11 protein-coding genes are annotated in these 21569 nt (G+C 61.7%); 1 reads left to right on the forward strand and 10 read right to left on the reverse strand.

Annotation, left to right across the window (positions count from 1 at the left end):
• Positions 1 to 32: 32 nt before the first annotated feature.
• From GNK13_RS14985 to GNK13_RS15030, 10 genes are all read right to left on the reverse strand, one after another.
• Positions 33 to 2243, reverse strand: coding sequence for a PulJ/GspJ family protein (locus GNK13_RS14985; protein ID WP_164103371.1), 2211 nt, complete (start codon positions 2241 to 2243; stop codon positions 33 to 35).
• A gap of 8 nt (positions 2244 to 2251) precedes the next feature.
• A complete protein-coding gene (locus GNK13_RS14990) occupies positions 2252 to 7954 on the reverse strand; it encodes a hypothetical protein (protein ID WP_164103372.1) in 5703 nt (1900 codons plus the stop codon).
• 113 nt (positions 7955 to 8067) lie between these two features.
• On the reverse strand, positions 8068 to 9267 hold the full coding sequence (locus tag GNK13_RS14995) for a type IV pilus modification PilV family protein (RefSeq protein ID WP_164103373.1): 1200 nt from the start codon (positions 9265 to 9267) through the stop codon (positions 8068 to 8070).
• 14 nt (positions 9268 to 9281) lie between these two features.
• Positions 9282 to 10517 carry a pilus assembly FimT family protein gene (locus GNK13_RS15000; protein ID WP_164103374.1) on the reverse strand — a complete coding sequence of 412 codons (1236 nt, stop codon included), beginning with the start codon at positions 10515 to 10517 and terminating at the stop codon, positions 9282 to 9284.
• 173 nt (positions 10518 to 10690) lie between these two features.
• Entirely contained in the window at positions 10691 to 11722 is a 1032-nt protein-coding gene (locus GNK13_RS15005) for a type II secretion system protein (protein WP_164103375.1), read from the reverse strand.
• 52 nt (positions 11723 to 11774) lie between these two features.
• Positions 11775 to 12902, reverse strand: a complete 1128-nt coding sequence (locus tag GNK13_RS15010; RefSeq protein ID WP_164103376.1) for a type II secretion system protein — start codon at positions 12900 to 12902, stop codon at positions 11775 to 11777.
• Between the two features lie 117 nt (positions 12903 to 13019).
• Positions 13020 to 14462, reverse strand: a complete 1443-nt coding sequence (locus GNK13_RS15015) for a type II secretion system F family protein (RefSeq protein WP_164103377.1) — start codon at positions 14460 to 14462, stop codon at positions 13020 to 13022.
• 448 nt (positions 14463 to 14910) lie between these two features.
• Entirely contained in the window at positions 14911 to 16626 is a 1716-nt protein-coding gene (locus GNK13_RS15020) for a GspE/PulE family protein (RefSeq protein ID WP_164103378.1), read from the reverse strand.
• 189 nt (positions 16627 to 16815) lie between these two features.
• Positions 16816 to 17925, reverse strand: coding sequence for a type IV pilus twitching motility protein PilT (locus GNK13_RS15025; protein WP_164103379.1), 1110 nt, complete (start codon positions 17923 to 17925; stop codon positions 16816 to 16818).
• A 546-nt stretch (positions 17926 to 18471) separates the two neighbouring features.
• Complete coding sequence (locus tag GNK13_RS15030) at positions 18472 to 20223, reverse strand: GspE/PulE family protein (RefSeq protein WP_164103380.1); 1752 nt, start codon at positions 20221 to 20223, stop codon at positions 18472 to 18474.
• A 293-nt stretch (positions 20224 to 20516) separates the two neighbouring features.
• Between GNK13_RS15030 and GNK13_RS15035 the strand changes: the two genes are divergently transcribed.
• On the forward strand, positions 20517 to 21452 hold the full coding sequence (locus tag GNK13_RS15035; protein WP_164103381.1) for a YdcF family protein: 936 nt from the start codon (positions 20517 to 20519) through the stop codon (positions 21450 to 21452).
• Positions 21453 to 21569 lie beyond the last annotated feature (117 nt).

A 21569-nucleotide genomic window follows, 5' to 3' on the forward strand; every position in this document is an offset into this window, starting at 1 on the left:
CCGGCTCCCGGCCCCCGGCCCCCGGCCCCCGGCTATCGGCTACCAAAATAATGCACGACGCTCATCTGCTGGAGCTGGCGGGTATTTTGGTTTTCGGTCCGCAGCGTGATCTGCACCGCGGGCATTTTAGGAGCAAACGGCGGCAGCGTCTCACGCTCACCCATCCCGTCCCCCATGCTGATTCCGCTCAAGCCGTCGTAGATCCCATTGTTGCCGCTGTCGACACCATGATGGAATTCGCCCGACGGCCCAGTCGGCGGGACACCCGTGGTCGCGTGGTTGAACCACCACAAGGTCCCAAAACCCGTGGCTCCAATTGCGGCCCCGTCGTCTTGGCGAAAACCGTCTCGCTCATATCCGTCGGTGAACGTGTCGTACGCGGGCTGCAGCAGAAGGATGTTTCGGGAGCCGTTGAGGATCATCCGCCCCGACTTGAACAGACTGTCCTGGTAGAGGCTCCGGTACGGCTTGGTTGTATCGCCATCGATAAAGCCTTGGTGGTTGCTCGGCGAATACCCTGACAGCTCGCTTCGGACAAATGCATTGGCACGCGCTCGAATAGCGGTAGCATCAGAGCCGAATGCCGTCCCCGCTGTCACAAAACGATCCCGGCGCAATGCGCCAAAACCTCGCAACGTTCCTCCAGCTTGGAACGGGTAAAACAAATCGACGAACGCTCCCCGCATTGCCAAAAAGCTATCCGACGCCCCCGAGCCGCCCGGCGGCGTACCGAGCGGCGCGGTGCGAATCGTTTCAAAAAATCCTGGGTCGCTGGGCGTGATCGCTAAGTCGTCGCTGCCGGTCGCGCCTGCGACTGACGGCGTATCACTTCCGCCGCTCGGACCATAAACCCCGTCGGCGCCCGAAGCCAAAAATACCGGGGCCATCGAGTCAAAGCCGCGGACATCGAACCCAATGACGTTGCTGGCGATCACGTCCTCTCCGCGACGCTCGACTCCCCAACCATCTCCCGGAACATCGGTGTGGGTAAGATCCTGCCCCAATACGAATTCCGGACGCAGGAAACCATTGAGAGCAAGGGGCGTCACCACCTGGGCCGTGCTCGGTGCGAGGGGCGGGATGACCGGGCCATTTGGCGTAGTCTCGCCCCCGGCTCGAACCAGCAATGCGTGTGGACCGCCCATCGCCAGCAGTGGCATCGAGCTGTAGCCATACGTCGACCCCGGCGCTGTGATCCCCACGGCCGAAGCCGGCGCCCGAACATGGGCGAAGCGGTTGTGGGGGAACGTCAGGTCGGCAAGCGAGTTCGCGGCAATGGCCGCCGTCGGTTGCCCACCCTCATTAAGCACGCGGCGGACCGACAGATCGCACTGTTGGTGAACGACCGCCATCCCCATCAGCCACGCACGGTTCGTCTGAGCGACCGAGATGCCATGCGTCCCGGGGGTCTTGATCGCTGGATGACCGGTGGTCGTGTCCGCCGGCCAAGCATCCGGAGCCAGGTACTCATAAGACACCCCACCGGTGCTGACCGACAACGGAGCGAGCGCACCATTGATGTTCAAGTCAGGCCGGATCAGCAGCACGCGACGATGCAGCCGGACGGTGTCGGGAATCTGGTTGCCGTCGAGGTCGAGCGGCTCCGGATTGCCGGCACTGTTGTAATTGAAAATGCGTTGCAACGGATCGGAACTATCCGCCGCAGTTGCGTACTGGGGACTGGCAAAGTAGATGATCTCGGCGTACTTCGAAGTGATTACGACCGGATCGAGCGGACTGCCGGAAAAGTTACCTGGATCATAGGGAACACCGGCCAGTGATGCGCTCTTCATGTCGAGAATGAATCGCGGCACTTTTCCACTGAACCAGTTGTCTTTTTCGGCCTCGGCGGTGAACGCGATGTAGTCGTCGAAGTCGCTGTACTTCGAATCCTGCAGCGTCTGTTCGGTTTCATCGGTCGGAGCATCTCCGAGGATGGTCCCCGAAGCACTGCTCAGCGGCCCATCGTAATAAACGAAGTAGCCGAGCCCTTCTTGCTGACTCGCCTCGCGATCGCCGCGAACGGTGCAACGCTGCAAATCATCCGACAGACGCCGAGTGATCTCCCGCATCTGGACCGAGAGATCGATCTCCACGCGGCTGGTGCGGATCGTCTCGCCGATCACCGCGAATCCGCGACCGAGCGCGGCCATCATCAGCAGCGTGATGACCATTGCGATCAGCATCTCGACGATCGTGAAGCCACGGCGAAGAGGCGTTGGCGACTTGGTTGCAAATCTCATTATCAAACCTATTCAGCGATCCGCTGATACAAAATCGTGTCACTCACGTTGCGGTCGGCACCCGGTTCATAAGCCACCGGCACCGAGCGGTCGATGATGAACGTCGCCTGATAACGTTCCTGTTGTCCGAGGTCCGCCTTATATTCCGAACCCGTATCGAGCGTCACTCGGTCGACTTCGAAATAACCCACCGTCAATCGCACCACATACACATGCGACTGTTCGGTCGTCAGGTTCGGCATCCGCATCAGCGACTGATAGCGGAAGAAGGCATTTCGATTGCGGTCCCGCCAGTTATCTCCGGCACCGTCGCGAACGAACATCGCATCCTTGGTCGGCTCGTCGCGCCGCAGCAGACCACCGTCGGCAGGCGAGAATCCACTCGCCCCGGAATCGACTCGCCGCAACGCATCCGCCCCTGCCCTCACGCTCGGAGCGAGACCGGTTGTCGCGTTGGGGCGATAAGCTCCAGCGAACTCCGTGGGGAAACGCGGATCGAGCGAGTCTGTCGCGTAGTTATATGGAGGCGCGTTGGGAGTCGCGCCACTGATGATTGGTCCGCCAGTGCTGGGCACCGCGTAGCCTCGCCGGTTGTCTCGGAACGTATCAAATGCGAACGGACCCGTGTTGGCTCCGTCGAGTCGTTCCGAGCCGGTCAAGTGTCCAAACATCAAACCCGTCCAGACTGGGCGGTCGGCGACGGTGTTAAGGTTGATCTCGCCTTCGCGACGGTTGTCGCTAAAGACGTTGAACGGAGCCTGGAACAGATTGATGAAATGATTGCGAGCGGTATCGACGTAAGAATTGCCGGTCGTGCCACTCGTCAGTCGGGCCGGGTTGATTGCATCGACTTCGCCGCGGAACGGAGGCCGCGTATCGATGTAGTCGAAGATCCGATAGAACTGCGACGCGTCCGCTTCATCCTGTTCGGCTTGGAAGAAGTTCAGCAGATGCCCGAACGGTGCCTTGAATTCAGCGATGCTGTCGGGAGCCGGTCCCACGACGCCAGGATCGAACGGATCGGCGGTCGAGGCGGTTGTGAATTCTTCGAACAACCGGCCCTGCGAAGTCGCGGGTACCATCAATAACTCATAAGGTGTCGCGAACGGTCGATTGAACCATTCGTGCAACGCAAACGGCACGATGGGCTGACCGCGGTTGGGCCCAGCAATCGGTTGACCAAAAGCGGTATTCAGGTGGCTTAAGGTCTGCAGAGCACCCGCGACATAGTTACCGCTGGCCGGATCGGCTGCACCGGTCAGTTCGACGGTGAAGTAGACCGACGGTATGGTCGGCGGGGCGAGAGGAGCGGGGGCTGGCGCGACGGTGCGGTTCGAGTACAGAATTCCGCTACCAGTGCCATTCGCATCTTGGCCATTCCGTTGGCGAGTCCCGGTGGCATATTCAGCCGGGTTGGGTAAATCGAATTTCGCCTCGTCTTCCTCGCCGCTAAAGACCGTCAAATCGATGCTGATCCAGTCCACCGAACGGTACGGGTTGTAGTTCGGCTGCGACGGTTCGGGTTGGTAGGGCAGCGTCGGGTCGGCCAGACGCTGGAGGAACGCCGTGCAGAACTGTTCTTGCATGCCCAAGAACGGTTCATCGGGATCCGCGTTTCCAGTCACCGCTCGGGTCCACTCGGCGATTGGCCGATCGTTCTCGAGGTCGACCGGCGTGTCTTTGACCTCGCTGGCCGCCGGATTGGTGAGGTCGACGTAGGCATCTTCGAGCGGATACTCCGCGTCCATCGTCGAGTCGAGTTGGAAGTTCGGCTCGGGATAGTAATCCGGTCCCGGAAGCGGCTCCGAAACGTTCAATCCTACCCCTTCCGGCAGCTTGGCGTTGATCGCCGCTGCGGTCGACCAAGTTCCGCCGTTCGCCGGGTTTAACTGAGATGGATCGGCCGCGATCACCAGCGGCAATGCGGGCTGGACTTGAGTCGTCGTGTTGAGCGTCGTTAGATCGCCGGCAATGTTCGTGTGAGCCACACCGAGGTGATTCGTGTCCGGCGAAATCGTGAAGCTCTGCGGGCTCGGGCCGAGCGGCGGTCCCGAGGCCGGGTACTGCTGTGAACCGAGGTGCGTCGTCGTGCGCGGGGCCAGCACCAAGTACTGTTCGGGCAGCAAGCTGACCGGAGTGCCAAGGTAGTTGTAGAACACCTGCTCGGGTTCATCGACGTCGGCCAGATTGTTGGCAATCGCAGTCGAGTTCAGTGCGGGAGCGAAAAACACGACGCGGTCGATGTCGAGCCGCCCCGGGCCGTTGTTCACGTTCAGCTCTTCGAGGCGAGCCAGTTCGAACGAAGCGGTATCGGGGAAAGTGGTTCGCAGGGTCAGTGGATCCGAATCCTCGGGAGCATCATTGAGCGGCTCAGCGCCGCGGGCGGGATGGTCCGGAGCATCGGGATAGTGCGGCTTGGTGATCGCGATTCGCCACACCGGCATCGCCGTTCCGCTGGTTCCAGCCGGAGCGGTCTTCGAGAGATCGAGGACGTACTGGTTTGTCGTGGAATCGTAGGTGTACAGCTCCAGCGGCGGGGCCTCGACTGGCGCAACTTGCTCGTACGCGGGAGGAGTGGTACCGGTGGCGATCCGAGCTCGCGGGTTGTAAAGCTCCAGGAAGAGCGAACCCTGAGGCATCCGAATGCTGTCGGTGTCCTTCTTATCACCCGGGTTGTCGGTAGGTTCATCGTCCTTGAGCTCCTTGTCGGCACCAGCTTCCAGGGCGGTATCCTTGAGTCGCACGTCGTGCAGCGCGAGCGATTCTTGGAACAGCAGCTCCGGACTCTCGACACCCCAGACAACGTACCGCGGTTCCTGTCCGGCAACGATCGCCGGTGGATTCCAGCCCGCCGCGTCAAACGGATCGGGATCAAAGTGGAACGGGGTCATGATCGAGTCGGGATCGCGGTAGTCGACCACGTTCACCGCCCACTGAGCCAGTTTGCGCGCTCGGAACTCGTCGACTTTGCTCGCTGGATCCATCTTCGCCGAATCCCGCATCGGGAATTCGTAACCGTCGCCCGAGAAGATCATCATCAGGACGTACAAGTTGCGGGCGAGCAACTGACGACCAGTAACCGAGTTTCCAAAGCTGTAGCTCGGGGCAGCGGAGCCAAAAGTGGATTGGATCGACGTGGGAACTGTGGGGCCGGCTGTGGCGACAGATGGGAACGCTAGCGACTCCAATTCGTCTGCTTCATCAATATTGCCATCGCCGTCGTCGTCGAGCCCGTTAGAAACAAGTTCCCCCGGCTCGTCGATCACACCATTGCCGTTGTCGTCCACGCCGTTGCCGAACGGACGATTCACGTCGAGCTTGTGGCCGAGTCGCAATTCGGGACCGATAAGCGTGCGGAAGTTGTTGCGGGCGGCCGTTTGCTCGGCAGCCGTCCCAAACGGCAAATCCAATCGCTCAAACAGTACTTGCGTGAGCGACGTGGGCAGGTTTTGTCCCGAAGCCCGCTCTCCTTCGGGACGAATCGCCGGGGGCACGTCGAGCGAGACGCTGCGGGTCGTCAGCAACCGGTGCAGCTGGGGATTCGAGTTCAGCGAGTCGGCCAACAGATTGCGGAGCCGCGGAGGGAGCGTGTCGCGGTCCCAGTCGATGTTCCGCATCACCGCATCGAACTCGGCGAACGAAATCGGCGAGTCGCCTGTGAGTTCACCGCTCGGGTCCAATTCGTACGGATCATTGGTGGCCTCATTGATCACAGGCTGAGTCGCGCTCCCCGGCTCCAACTCCGAGCCGGTCCCGCCGGCGTACAACCGCCCGGAACGGCTGACGCCCATGCCAGCGCGTCCCCAGGGGTCCTCGGTAAATCCGAACCCGCTGTTCCAGAGCTGCTGACTAGGCCGCTCGCCGGTGAGAATGCGGTCGAGAAGGTCGTTCAGCTGGTTGCCCGCAACCGGGATCCCAGGAAGCGGTGCGGTCGCTTCGCGGTACCGCGCCTGCAGCAGCGCCAGCCGGTTTGCGGAAGTGAAGAGCTGCCCGCCACTCGAGGTGACCTCGTTATTCGTCGGCATAAAGATTTCCGCCGGGCCATAACCCAAGCCGCGGAAAGGATTCTGCGCCGTATCGGCAGCGGGATTCACCGCTCCCCAGGGAGCCGTGATGTTGCTGATCCCGCCGGTCTGAGCCAAGCTGCCATGAGCGTTGAGGTGGATCCGACCGCCGGTGTCTTCGATTAGCGCCGCCACCATGGGACGGAGCAGCTTGCCTTCGGGCGAAGTGATCAGCGGCAGACTCAAGTCGATCCACACGCTGTCTGCAATCCCATCCCCGTCGTTGTCGACGTCCCAGGGACCGTTGATTAGCGCGTCGAGAAGCTGGTTCAGCCGCGCGATATGAGCGACGTTGCTCGGATCGTCGATCTTGTTTGGCGACCGCAGGGCAAAGCTCGTGTTTCCGCCGGTGAACCGCGGGTTCGACTCCGTGATGGCTGCGAACGGAGGGGTTGCCTTGAGCGCCGCCCATGGAATCGGCCGGAACGTCGATCGTTGGATTGCCAGGATCAACTGCCGGAGTTCAGCCTCGGTGATCGCCGACAGGTCGTACTCGTTGACGATGTAATTGATCAGCGCCGGACGGTGGAACGACGGAATGATCTGCACGTCGCCAGCCGCATCGGTATAGCGATGGGCAAGAAACATGTTTTGGAAATCGGGCGCGTCGTAGGGTTCATCGAAGTCCCCGTGTTCTGCATAGTTCGCGCTCTTGTCGGAGTTCCCAACAGGCAGAAACGCCTTCGGCAACGTCAACGTCCCGATCGCCGTGGTTTCGTTGAAGTTCACTCCATCAAACCCAATTCCCGTCCCATTGAGCGGGGCGGGGTTCAGGCGAATCCGATAAGGAATGTCATCGCTGCCCGGTGCTCCCGCGTTGACGACTCCGCCACCGCCGCCCCAGGCGCCGTTGGGCCCGCGACTGTAGAAGAGAGCAGCGATCGACGTCGAACCCGCCGCGGCCAGCTCTCCAACCTTGACTTCGCTTCCGTCGTCCAGAACCACCGTTTTGTTCGGGTCGAGTTCGATGAAGACGCTGTATTTCAGCGCGTGCGCCGGCTCACCGTCACTGGCCGCCCGATGCCCGGTCGAGCGAATAATCCGGAACGATTGATCCTTGAGCGGACCTTCATCGAAGGTCATCACCATGCCAGCAAAGTAATCATCAAAGCCCAGCACCGACGTTGCCAACGTCGACTCCGCGACGGAACCGGCCCCGAGATTAATTGATCCCGGCGGATTAAGCGGATCGGGATAAGGAGCGGTGAGTGGGTCGGTCGTATCGAGCGGAATCTCATACGGAACTTTGACAAAGCCGTCGCCGAGCGAGACCACGCCGCGCTCACGCAGCGCCGTCGCGTTGTCGCTCTGGGTGAGCCTTGCCGGCCGCAGCGCCGAGATGTAGTGGTGCGCCCGACCATTCAACTCCGGAATCGCTCCGGTGCGGCCATACAAGTCGCTCAGCAGGTCCTCGCCGAAGAACGGATCGGTTGCGTCGTTGGTGCCGCGGAGCAGCTTCATCATCGCGTCGTTGACCACCTCGCGGCGCATCGGCTTGCGATACTCGCTGTTGGCGATCGCGAAGGCGCTTTGGCGGGATCGGCTGGTGAACACCACATAGGTCACCACCAGCACGCCCAGGAATGCGAGCATTCCCAGCACGACCAGCAAAACGACACCGCGGCGATGGTTGTATTTGTGATTCATAGTTTTCTCTTGGTATCCGAATGCTCGGATATCCCTTCCCACTCTTCGTTTGCCGCCACTCGTGTCGTGACAGCGACGCAACCACTCGGCTCCCGGAACCCTCCGGCAAGCCCCTAGCGATCGCGACTCGTGATGCGAATCGTGTGTTCGGTGACAGCGACGACGTCGTCAACCAAGGTCATCACCGTGTCGTCGGCGACGCCTGCGGCCGAATCAAACGTCCAATCGGGTCCGTCGAGCATCAGTTGTCGGGTCCAGACATCCCGCGAGGCACCCCCGTGCGGATCGCTGATCGTGGCTTCTGTCGCCTCGTCGATCGTGGCAATCACCCGGTACCAACGGTGCATCGGATTGCCGCTGTCGACGCGCGAAAGCATTACCCAGTCGTTGACTTTGACGTCGCTCGGCGTGTTGCGAGCGGCGGCGATCGTCACCGTACCCCCGGCGCCGCCTTGAAACCCCGACGCAGCTGAGACCCATGCGATCCGTTCTCCCGCGGCATTGTCGCGGGCCTGTGTGACGGGCCCGAGCGACGCCGGCGGGGTATAGAAACTGCGGTCGCGGTTGCGAAAAATTACCGTCGAGACCGAAGCGAACGGCGTGTCTGGAATCGGATTGACCGTAGCCATCCAGGAGAAACGTCCACTGACGGTGACTTGGCCCGTCGCGGGCGATCCCGGCAACGCCTGCGTGAACAGCGGCACCACGTCGAGCGACTTATCATCAGTCTGAAACACCGACAAATCATCCGCCCCTTGCGTGACCAACAACGCCTCCGCTTCCGAAATGCCCTGCGGCCCGGCTTGCGAAACCCGGTCAACGCTCACGCGAAGCATCCGCCACGACGACGAGGGCCAGGCGTTCCCGCTCGAAGTCGGCAGTGACGGATCGACGAGCGGATTGTGTTCGGCTTTGTAGTAAGGAAACCGGAACCGCCGATGCCCGTTGGTTCCAACTGTGGTAAATGGGGTGTAATACCCGCCTGAGCCTTCAGCGACGTAGTTGTCTGCATACGCCATATACAGCGGATCGATACAGACGCTGACCGTGCCGGCCGACGAAGTGGGAAACGCGCTAACCGAGGGGGTTCCCCCGGTATCGCCCACCATGACCCAGTTGGCCGGATTGAGGTAGTTGCGGGCTTGCAGCTCCCCGTGCGCGGTCGTGGCCAGCGCGGCACCCGCGTTCAGGCTGATCGTGTCCTGCGCCTGGTGGCTGGCCACGGGGATCACGCTGATCAACCCGACCATCCCCACCAGGACCAGCCCGATGGCAAACAGGACTTCGATAAATGTCACGCCGTGACGTGTCATGAGACGCCTTTGGATCACAGGGAAGTCAACTCGTCGGCTTCGAAGGCGAGCTGGCGTGATTGTTGGACTGCGAGGGTCAACTGCTCCTCGACCGTCAGCGTGCTGGCATCAAACGCCGAGACGGTCGCCGCCGGACTGGTCGAGGGAGCCGCGAACACATTTCCATTGAACGGATTGACCACGATCCAGATCGACTCGGGATCCATGATGTTGGCCCGGTCGCGATCGGTGTTCGTGAACAGATTGGCCGGGTCGGCGAACACGCCGTCGTTCCGCCCCAAGCAGAAATAGATCAGCCCGGCGGGGCGATAATCCATCTGCATTAGAGTTCCAGAGGAGTTCAGCATTCCCGAGGAGCAGAAATCCAACCGTCCGTCGGGGCCAAACATCAACAGAACCGATTCAAAATTCACGGGGCTGGCCGAATCCCAAGAGGAGGGGTCAATTACCATTGGGTTGAAATCGACGCCGCCGCTGCCAATTCCCGAGTAGTTCAAGTCGATCGCCATTCCGCGAAGCATGTCCAGCGGCGAAGCGGCCGAGGGAACCGGGTCGCGGAAGATCTTAAACGGCGTCAAACGGGTCCCCGAAACCGACATCAGCGAAGCCGGAAACCCTTGCATGACATTTCCGCTACTCGTGATCGTTCCTCGCGGATCAAAGGTGACTTTGACCCAGCCGTTATGGGTTGCGGGCGGATCGGATGCGAAACCGGTGTTGTGCGTGAACTGCGTGATGGAAAGGATCGCTACGGTCCTTCCACTGTTGTCGAACTGAATCTGATCGCCGATTCGAATAGGCGATAGGCTGGCCTGAGGCTCTCCCGCCGCGATGTCCCGCCGAGCTTTTTCTAGTAGGGCACAATCCGCCGGGTCGAACAGTGCCGCATTCGCCACACCGGCGGTGCCGGAAAGCGGCGTGCTCGCCGTTTGATCATGGTAAAGCAGTGCCCGGGCATTATCCGACTCGCCCGAGTACGGCGGATACGCCACGCACAACTGCATTTGCGTCGAATAAGACCGCTGCGTCGCGTCCTCGACTCCTTGGCGGCGGATAATCACTCCCACGCGGCCTTTGGATGCGATCGCGCGGCTGCGGGCGGCTTCGATGTAGGTGACGACTTGGCGAGCCGCTTGGCTCGTCTTCTGGTCCTTGATCGTGTTGCGGAAGATCGGCAGGGCGATGCCTGCCATGACCGACAGAACTCCGATCACGACCAGCAACTCGACTAGCGTGAACCCGCAGTGCACTCGCAAGAGGCGGGTGGAGAAGCGGCAGGATGGGGAGGAAACGCCGGAGCTTTCCTTGCCCCTTTCCCGTCCGGCTACCCTGCCCGGCTCGGTTCGATGCGGGTGCGTCGTGTTCATGATTTGGTTTTCAACGGAGAGAAGACGTTTGCGGAGTCGCGAGATCGCGGTGCGGATCAGGTCGACGAGTTGACGTTGTAGTTTGTGATGTTGTCGCGGTGCTGTTCGCTGGTGTCGTCCAGTTTTTCGCCAATCAACCCGGCTCCGCTGTACTGCCGGAGATAAGGATCGATGTAGTAATACGGCGAGCTGCGTCCGGCGCTTTCGTCGCGAGCGCCCGTGCCCATCTGCGAGAGCGGCCAAGTCATCAGCCGGTACGGCGTCTCGGTGTCTTGGGTAAAGCGGATGTTGAACGCTTCGTCGGGGCCCGCGGAAACGAGTAGCGGTTTCAGCGAAGCGGGAGGATTGTCGCTCGAATAACCCCAGTCGACTTGCATGAAGTCGAACTCGTCGGCACTGACCGGCATCCCCGGAACCGTATAACCAACAGGCCAACGGATGAAGTGAATCGGATTGCCCCAAGCGTCGACAATCTCTGGCATCCCATCGCCATCGGTGTCGTCAATGTTCCGCTTCGGGATCGCCTCAATGGCACTAATGCCGTTGAAGCTGCTCGTGGAAAGAATCAGATACAGCAGTTCGCTGCTGGCGTTCTCGGGGGTGCGGGTCGAGCGAAGTCGATTGGTGTAGTTGGTCACCGACGCGGGAGTTGTCCAGGTGACTCCAACTGGTACCCAGGTTTGAGCGCCGGCCGCATTGGTTTGAATTGCCCGAGCCGTGATGGGCGCGGCAACATCCACGTCGCTGTAACGATCGGGCATCTCCATCCGCATCAGGTCGCGGAGCATGATCAAACGCACTCGCGCCGACTCGCGGGCCGGAATCTTGACGCTGAAGTTATCTGGTTGGCTGGGCAACACGATCGGCAGCGGCCGGGTTGCATAGCTCTCCCACTTGGTCATCAGGATCTCGTCGATCGTGGCGATCAACGCCCGCGTTTGATCCTTCCGTGCCGACTCGCGGACCGTCCCCATCATCATCGTCGTCATCGCTACCAGGAGCGAAATGACGACCATGGCGGTCAGCAGTTCGACCAGCGTAAAACCGCTGCGGTCGCTCGCTTCGGCAGGGCGTGCTGTAGGATTCATGCGGTGTCCTCTGGGAGGCAGTGTCCTCGGGGCGGCCGGGGGCCACAGACGCTCACTCTTCGATCTCATCTTCCAACTTCCCTTCGGAGAAGTTTGTGATGTTGTCGTAGTGCGCGTTGTCCATGATCGAGGAGGAGATGCTGTTCTCTTGGTAGCCACTCGAGGTGACCATATCACCGGGGCTCGTCGCCGACGCATCGACGACCATCGCTTGGCCGGTGGGAAACAGGAAGTAAACGGGAGCCGTGTCCGTTCCCACGATCGTGCCAAAATTGTTGTCGGGACCGGCGGCGATGATCTGGAATGTTTGGGCGTTCATGAAGTCGTACGCTTCGGACGCTTCGGCCACGCTCGAGTAGCCACCGGTCGTAGTGGGATTTGGGCGACTCGTCTTGTAGGGGCGAATCGAGCCGATTTCCGAATCTGCAAAGCCGGAGGGATTCCGCGGGCCGTAACCATTGAACACGCCCAGAGACCCCAAGCTGCCGTAGGTCCGCGATTCAAAATAGACGTAAGGGGCAGTCCCGTCGGCGGGCCGATAAGCGGGCAGCGGATCGGCACTCGGGCCGGTGCCAAATTCCGCCTCGTCGGTCGAGGACAGCTTGTTGGTCGCCGAGAGCGGGGCGCTGGCATCCATCGGCGTGACCGTCAAGCGGCTCACGTCGAAAGTGAATAAAGCATTGTCGCGGTCGGCCCGGTACTGGTAGTTGGCCGGATTGGTCACGTCACCCGAACCGATGTACTCGAGCGGCCCGCCCGGTCCAGTCAGCGGATTGACCGGATCGCTGCTGTAGCCGCCAAGGGTCAGGACAAGGGCTTCGGCTCGGTCGATCGCCACTGGAATGAAGTTGCCACTCGAGTCGTGCGTGAGATTGGTCAGCAGCGTCATTTCGCCGCTCGCCATCCGCGGGAAGGCCTTGCGGAAATGCCGCTGAACGACGCCCCAGTCGGAGAAGTCTGGGGGGTAATCTCCATACTTGTTGTGATAAGCCTCGGCGGCCATTGCCAGACTGGTGACTTCCATCTTGATGCGGCCCACCTTGCCTCGCTCGATCACGACTCCGATCGCCGGGATCAGGAGGCCGGCGAGGACTCCGATGATCGTGATCACGATTAGAACCTCGACCAGCGTAAAGCCGCGGGCCTGCGTCGGTCGGCTGGGGTGGGCGGGGTGCCTCATGAGAGTCTCTCGCAATCTGGATTCGTTCGTGATTCTTTTCAAAAATCCCAATCACAGTCGCCTGCGGCTTGCCGTTAAACGACGCGCCGCTTGGCGACTGGCTTTGTGGGTCCAGGATCAGCCGAGACCGGTGATCAAGGAGACGAGGGGCATAAACAAACTGATGACAATAAAGCCGACCGCCAGCCCCAAAAACACGATCATGATCGGTTCCATCAACGCCATCAGACCGTCGGTCAACACGCGGACCTCTTCGTCATACGTGTCGGCCACCTTGTAGAGCATCGTATCGAGCTCACCCGTCTCTTCGCCGACGTCGACCATGTTGACGACCAGGTCGTCGACCACGCGGGCGCGGATCTTGGTCATATACATCAGTGACGCAAGCAATGCGCCAATGCCGAGCCCACCGAGGCTGATGCCCCACAACATGCCGACCATCTGCGGGTCGTCGCCGAGCTTCGTGTACGGAGCCGTGGCCGCGACGCTCATCAGCATGATGCCGGGGAAAGCGCCCATCAGCGCCCAGAAGAAGAGCGCCATCGGGTGGAACCCCGGGACGCTGTTCTCCCGCAGCGGCTTGCTGATCACTTCACCTTCGCGGATCGCGTCGGTGACCTTCATAAACATCCGCTCGAACATCGCGTTGCCCGCTGTTTCGCGAGTAATCGCCAGAGCTTCGAGGATCGGTACGCCCGAGGAGACCAGCGTGCCGAGGGTCCGGGTGGTGCGGGCCAAAATGTTCTTTTCAATCAAACCGCCAAAGATCGGCAGCTTGATCAAAAACATGTCAAACCCGACGCGTCCATGGCGGAACTTTTTAACCAGTTTGACCAGGATCGCCATGCAGACCGGAATCAAGATCAGCAGGAAGCCGTACTTGACGATGTAGTTCGAAAGCGCGATCAAGAGCACCGTCGGAGCCGGCAGATCGAGCTCGAACTCTTCGAACATCTGCTCGAACGTCGGCACGATGAAGATCATGATGAACGTCAAAATCAAACAGGCGACGGTGACGACCACCGACGGGTAGATCAGCGCCCCTTTGACTTTCCGCTTGAGCGATTCGCTCCGTTCCATGAAGTCGGCCAGACGCTGCAGAATCGTCTCCAGGGCACCACCGGCCTCGCCCGCCTTGATCATGTTCACATACAGGCGGGTGAACAGCTTGGGCGACTTGCTCATCGCCTCGGAGAGCGTCGAACCCCCTTCGATCTCCTCGCAGACATCCGCCAGACCGTTTTTCAGTTTGCCCGGTTTGCAGTTGTTCTCCAAGATTTTGAGGCTGCGGAGGATCGGCAGCCCGGCGTCCTGGAGGATCGAAAGCTGCCGCGTGAACGCGGTCACGTGTTTGGGTTTCCCGCCGCCGATCGCGAACGGGCGTTTGGTTTTGCCCCCCGCGGTGACCTTCTTCGCCGCCGACTTCTTGACGGTGATCTTGGTGACGAAGTAGCCCATCTGGCGGATGGTCGTTTGCGCTTCATCCTCGCTCGGCGCTTCAATCTCGTCACGGATCTCCTGACCCGTCGCGTCCATCGCCTCGAATTGGAATGTAGGCATAGCAGTTACTGATGGTCAGTGAGCAGTGAATTAAGGGTCGTGGGTTTTTTCTTGCCCCCTCTCCCCCGAAATCGTTTGCAACTTGTGGTTGTGAACGATTTTGGGGGAGAGGGTTGGGGTGAGGGGGTTTCGGCGTTCGTGTCGTGGCTTAGCGGCGGTCCGTTTTAGTCGACGTTGTAGTGCTGGGGCGTCGGTCCATCACCCTCCCGCTGGGAGGGTCGGGCTCTTAGGCCCGGGGAGGGTCTAACTGCACGCAACCGTACTCACGGATCGACGTCGCGCACCGCCCTCCCCGCTCGTTCCTCGCGACCCTCCCGGGGGGAGGGTGTCGTTTAAATTCTCGGTTGGCCTAACCATCTCGGCTGGCCCCCTCACCCTAACCCTCTCCCCCGCGGATAGGCTGCGGAACTGTTCGTTCGCAGCCTATCCGCGGGGGAGAGGGAACGTTCTAACTCTCCTGAATCGTCTCGCGGACGACTTCGTCTAAGGTCGTGATCCCTTGATCGGCTAGGCGGAGGCCAAACACGCGGAGCGGGACCATGCCTTGCGACTGAGCCAAATCTCGGAGCTCGTCGGTCGAGGCGGTGCCCATGATCATTTCCCGCAGCGCGTCGCTCATGATCATGAGCTCAAACAAGCCGACACGGCCCTTATAACCGGTGTTATTGCAAGCGTCGCAGCCGGCCCCTTTGTAGAACTTGCGGTCGCCCATGTCCTCGCGGCGGAGCCCCAGGTCGAACAGCAGGTCGGCGCTCGGCTTGGTTTCCTCGCGGCATTTGGTGCAGATCCGCCGCACCAGTCGCTGCGCCAGAATCGCTTCGATCGTGGCTGTGAGCAGGAACGTGGGAACGCCCATGTCTTTGAGCCGGGTGACGGTGCTCGGGGCGTCGTTGGTGTGCAGGGTGCTGAACACGAGGTGCCCGGTCAGGGCGGCTTGGACGGCGATTTCGGCGGTCTCGATATCGCGAATCTCGCCGACCAGGATCTTGTCTGGGTCTTGCCGCAGGATGGCTCGCAGGCAGCTGGCAAAGGTCACGCCGCTGTTGGTATCGATCGGGATCTGGATGATCCCGTCGATGTCGTACTCGACCGGGTCTTCGGTGGTGATGATTTTCTCGGTGATCTCGTTCAGCTCGGTCAGCGCCGAGTAGAGGGTCGTCGTCTTGCCGCTGCCGGTCGGGCCGGTCACCAGGATGATTCCATTGGGACGCTCGATGACTTTGCGAAAGCCCTGCGAGGTGAAGTCGTCCATGCCGACGTTGTCGAGGCTGAGGTTGACCACCGTGCGGTCGAGCACTCGCATCACGACGCTCTCGCCGAACATTGTCGGCAGCACGCTCACGCGGAGGTCGACCGGGTGGCCGCCAACCATCAACTCGATCCGTCCGTCCTGCGGCAGGCGGCGTTCGGCGATGTCGAGATTCGCCATCACCTTGACGCGGGTGGTGATCGCAAAGGCCAAGTGCCGCGGCGGGGGAACCATCTCATAGAGCACCCCTTCGGCCTTGATCCGGATCCGGAACTCATCCTCGAACGGCTCGAAGTGGATGTCGCTCGCCTGGTCCTTAATCGCCAGCAGCAGGACCATGTTCAGCAGCTTGCGGACCGGCGCCGAATCGGCCAGGGCTTCCATATCCGAGAGGTTGAACTTCTCGCTCTGCAGGGCCTCGATGGCCGCTTTCAGGTCGTCGTCCTCGTTCAGCTCCTGAACGAGCTTTTCGACGCTCTCGCTCTCGCTGTCGTAGTAGCGGCTGATCGCTGCGACGAGCTCTCGCTCGGTCGCCACCGCCATCTCGATCTCGTGGCCGAGGAACGTCCGCAGCTCGTCCTGGACCGTCAGGTTCTGCGGATCGCAGGTGGCGACGGTCAGTGTGTTGCCTTCGAACTTGACCGGCACGACGCGGTACAGCTGGGCCATCGTCTCGGTGATCCGGCCGAGCAGCTCCGGAGGCAGCTCGACCTCCGAGAGGGCGACCGTCTGCATCCCCATCTGTTCGGCCAAGGCCTGGGCCAAATGCTCGTCGGTGATCAACCCCATCTCTTCGGCGATCTTGCCGAGCAACGAGCCGGGGCGCTGGTGCTGTTCTTCAAGCACCACTTCCAATTGCTCGTCGGTCAAGAAGCCGAGGTCGACGAGGATCTGTCCGATGCGGCGAACGGCCATAGGTATTTAGCGAACGAGGGGAAGGAGGAATTAATGGGGTGTCAAGTTCATGGTCGTGGTTACGGTTCTATCAGCCGCCACGCGCTAGCGTCCGGTTTTCACAGCACTGGACAACCGGACGCTAGCGCGTGGCGGCTGATGTTTGGAGCCAGATCGTGTCGCGGGTGCTGGCCACCTCACCCTGCTGTTTTACTGATCTTCGCCGACGGGCGTTGCTGGGGCGTCTTCGCCGCGGCGGGCTTGGACGATCCGTTTGGCCAAATCGTCGGGGCGATGCGCTTTGGCGAGCACGTCCTCAACCGTGACTTTGTCGGCATGCCAGGCTTTGAACAGCGCGTCGTCCATCAGCTGCATGCCGAATTTAGCACCGGTCTGAATGGCGCTGTTGATGCGGAAGGTTTTGTTTTCGCGGATCAGGTTCCCGATCGCCGGGGTCACGATCAACACCTCGTAGGCCGCCAAGCGACCGCCGCCGATCTTCGGGAGCAGGGTCTGGGCGACCACCCCGATCAAGGACGTGGCCAGCTGCGTGCGGATCTGGTCCTGGAGGTTGCCCGGGAAGGCGTCGATGATGCGGTTGACCGTTCCTTGAGCACTGTTGGTGTGCAGCGTGCCGAACACGATGTGACCCGTCTCGGCCGCGCTGATCGCCGCCTCGATCGTGTCGAGGTCGCGGAGCTCGCCGACCAGGATCACGTCGGGGTCTTGCCGCAAGGCGCGGCGGATCGCTTCGGAGAAGCTGGGGACGTCGACCCCGACTTCGCGCTGATTGACCGTGCTCTTGATGTGGTCGTGATAGAACTCGATCGGGTCTTCGATCGTGATGATGTGGTGGTCGTGGGTCTCATTCAGGTAGTTGACCAAGCTGGCCAGCGTCGTGCTCTTGCCGCTCCCGGTCGGGCCGGTGACGAGGAACAATCCGCGGGGCCGCGTCACCAATTTGACGACAGCCTCGGGCAGCCCCAGTTGCTCGGGGGTCAGCTTGTCGTTGGGGATCTGCCGCAGCACCATCGAGATGAAGCCGCGCTGCTTGAAGACCGAGACGCGGAACCGGGCCAGTTCGCCAAAGGCAAACCCAAAGTCCGCACTCCCCGCCTCTTGCAGCTCGCGCTGGCACCGCTCGGGCGTGATGCTCTTCATCAGCGAGACCGTGTCCTCGGCCTCGAGCACCTTGGTCTCGAGCTTCCGCATCCGCCCGTGCAAGCGAAACACCGGAGGCTGGCCGACGACGATGTGAATATCGCTCGCCCCTTGCTTCACCGCCGCCTGCAGGAGTTTGTCGATCAGAATCGTGGCCACAGCGGCGTCCTTCGTCAGTGTGTCAAGTAATGGTCGGCGTCGAGCGCCAGCGGATCGGCCACGCGGTGCCTCCCGCAGCCGGCCCTGGCAGCTAGGTCAGGCACTCGCTGGTCGGTGAATAGCCGCAACCGACGGGCGGATTGCCCGAGGCTGGGGACGTCGAATCCGGGACCAAGGCCGCATCCGCTCTCGGCGGAATCGCACCGTGGATGCGACCCCCCCGAAGCGGACGGAACCGCCTGGGCCAAGCAGCCCCTGACCCCGGTGGATCTGGAAAAGGATAAGTCGATATAGGAGGAAAGGGCTGACGGTCCGCATCGCTGCCAGGGCGATCGCCTCCTCGCCAGCCACACCTATTATCCATGCTCGAGCGGGCGATTTCCAGCAAATCCCCGAAACCGGGCCCAGGGTCCGGGGTTGGGACGCCGGACGGCACGGTGCCGGGCATCAGCCGCCGGGCGCTAGCCCCCGGTTCCCGAAAGCGCCGCGGAAACCGGACGCTAGCGCGTTGCGGCTGAGGATTAATCCGAGGCTAGCGCCTGCGGCTCACTGTTCGTTGAGCAGGTGCTGCATGGCCAGGTGATCCTGCTCGGTTCGCTTGGCGACGCGGTAAACCTCCTCGAACGTCGTCACGCCGCGCAGGACTTTGCGCATCCCGTCGACGTACAGCGTGGTCATCCCATCGGAGATCGCTTGGCCGCGGATTTCCTGGGTCGGCGTGGCCTTGAACATCATCTCACGGACCCGCGAGTTGACCATCATCAGCTCGTAGATCCCGAGCCGCCCGCGGTACCCGCTCCGCTGACAGTATGTACACCCTTTGCCCTTGGCGAACTCGGCCGTCTTGACCAGCTCCGGCGGCAGCCCGGCGTCGGCGATCACACTCTCCGACGGCTTGGATTTTTGCTTGCAACGCGGGCAGATGGTCCGCACCAGCCGCTGGCCGAGGACCGCGATGACGCTGCTGGCGACCAAATATCCAGGTACTCCCATGTCCACCATGCGTGTAACGGCACTGGGCGCATCGTTCGTGTGTAGTGTACTGAATACCAAGTGTCCTGTTAGTGACGCCTGAATACCCATCGATGCGGTCTCGGTATCGCGCATTTCGCCGACGAGGATGATGTTCGGCGCCTGGCGGAGCATCGCCCGGATGATCCGCCCGAAGTCGAGCCCGATCGCGTGCCGCACTTCGACCTGGTTGATCCCCGGCAGGTAGTACTCGACCGGGTCCTCGGCGGTGATGATCTTGCGGTCCGGGCGGTTCAGGGCATTGAGCGCCGCGTAGAGCGTCGTCGTCTTCCCGCTCCCGGTCGGGCCGGTGACGAGCACGATCCCGTTGGGCCGCTTGATCAGCGACTGGAAATCGCGAAAGTCTTTTTCGGCCAAGCCGAGCTGGCGGATCCCGACCTTGATGTTGTCCTTATCGAGCAGCCGCATCACGGCCGATTGGCCGTGGTTGGTGGGGATGATCGAGACGCGGAGGTCGAGTCCTTTGTCGCCGACGGTGATCTTGATTCGCCCGTCGGTCGGCCGCCGCCGCTCGGAGATGTCGATCTTGGAGAGGATTTTGATGCGGGAGATGATCGCGCTGAGCATCCGGCGGGGGGGGCTGTCCCGCTCGACCAGCACGCCGTCGATCCGGTAGCGGATCCGCACCCGGTCCTCGAACGGCTCGACGTGGATGTCCGAGGCCCGCAGCTGGACCGCTTCGGCGATCATCAAGTTGACCAGCCGCACCACCGGCGGGCTGCTCTCATCCATCGTCTCGCCCCCGACTCCGGCCGAATCCTCTTCGGTTTCGGTGAAGTCGATCGCCGTGTCGGTGAATTCTTGGAGCATCGAGTCGGCCGATTCCCCTTCGACCTGCCCGTAGTACTGGTTGATCGCTTCTTGGATCGCTTGCCGGGGAGCGAGCGAGGTCTCGATCTTGCGGTTGAGGATGAATCGCAGTTTTTCGATCGTCTCGAGGTCGAACGGATCGGAGATCACGATCTTCAGCGAGTTGTCTTCCTTGTCGACCGGCAGGACCATGTTTTCCCGAGCCACCGATTCGGGAATCAATTCGATGACATCGTCGGCGACGCGGATTTGCCGCAGGTCGACGAAGGGGATTTTGTGGAAATTGGCCAGTGCCTCGGTGACGTCTTCGGGAGTGGCGTACTCGAGCTTGACGAGGCAATCACCGATGTTCATATCGGTGTCCTTGCTCATCTGCTCCGCCTCAGAGAGCTGGTCGAGGCTGACGATGCCGCGTTGCAGCAGCAAATCGGTAAAATCCTGTATGGTCTGGCTCATAGCTGACTCCCTATCGCTCCGGCGGCGGGCGCTATCGCGCTGCCGCCGTGAGGGCCGAAAAGTGAATGGCGTGAAGTGGGGGGGATCGCGAAGAACTGGATAAGCCGCCGCGTCGCCGGCTCCCGATGGGCCTGGGAGGCGGCGGCCGCTGACGTGCTTTAAGCATAGCAACCGCGAGCGCCGCAGGCTGCAAACAAAGCCTCCCCGAGCTCGAGAAGTTCCTGGAAAAAGAACCGCCGGGGTTCTTCTTCGCACTGACCGCCTGTTCCTCGTCCCGCGTATGGAAGTGCCGCATGACGTCGTCCGCCTCCGATCGATCTTCGCCCACACCGGCTCGGCATGAGCTCGCCTCGTTCTTCGTGGCCGCGGGAGTGGTCGCAGCGGTCCTGCTGGTGCTGCTGGGCGTGCAGGCTCTTCAGTTTGGTCGACCGGGGCTGGAGAAAATGTTGACCGAATTGGCGATGCCCCTCGGTTTGCTGTGGTTGACGCTTGCCCTCGCCGTCGCCTACGCGGCGATTCATCGCTGGAGAACCCGCCGCGTTGCGGGGGGAGAAGCCAGCAGCAACGGGAGCTCGCGCGCGTGGCTCGGGATTGCTCTGGTGCTGTGGGTGGCGCTCTCGCTCCTGGGCAATCGCTCGGTGGCCACGTGGGCGTGGGCGCAGACCCAGTATCCGCTGGACGACGCACCGCAGGTCGAGCAACTGGACGCGGTAATCTTGCTCGGCGGCGGGGTGCATGCCGACCCGTTTGACGCGCCACAACTGGCCAGCGACGGCGACCGCATTCGGCCGCCGCTGCAGCTGTGGCATGCCGGGCGAGTGAAAAAAATCATCGTCACCGGAACGTCGGCCCTGCCGGGCGAGCGCGGGCCAGCCGACCTGACCGAGGAGTTGCTGATCAGTCTGGGCGTGCCGGCGACGGCGATTCTGCGGGTTTCGGGGAGGAACACCAGCGAGGAAATGGTCGAGCTCAGAGAGGTCGTCGCCGCGCTGCCGGCTCGGCCCGACGGTCGGCCGCCGAGAGTCGGGCTGGTCACCAGCGCCTACCACCTGCCCCGAGCCTTGCGGCTGGCCCGCGGCCAGGGCTTGGACTTGGTGCCGCTGCCAGCGGGTTACAACGGCAGCGGACGCTCGACCGGCTGGGCCCGCGAACTCGTCCCCACCTCCGGAGCCCTCGACGACGTCACCGCCTGTTGGAAAGAATGGCTCGCCGCGGCGGTCGGGAGATAAGTGGCGAGGGAACCACGAAGAGCGAGAATGGAGGCCACGGAAGGACACGGAAAAGCACGGAAATGAATCTCGAGCGAAACCTCGTTTAACGGCAAGCCGCAGGCGACTGTGTTTCCA

The sequence above is a fragment of the Candidatus Laterigemmans baculatus genome, from assembly GCF_010367455.1.
GTDB lineage: Bacteria > Planctomycetota > Planctomycetia > Pirellulales > Pirellulaceae > Laterigemmans > Laterigemmans baculatus.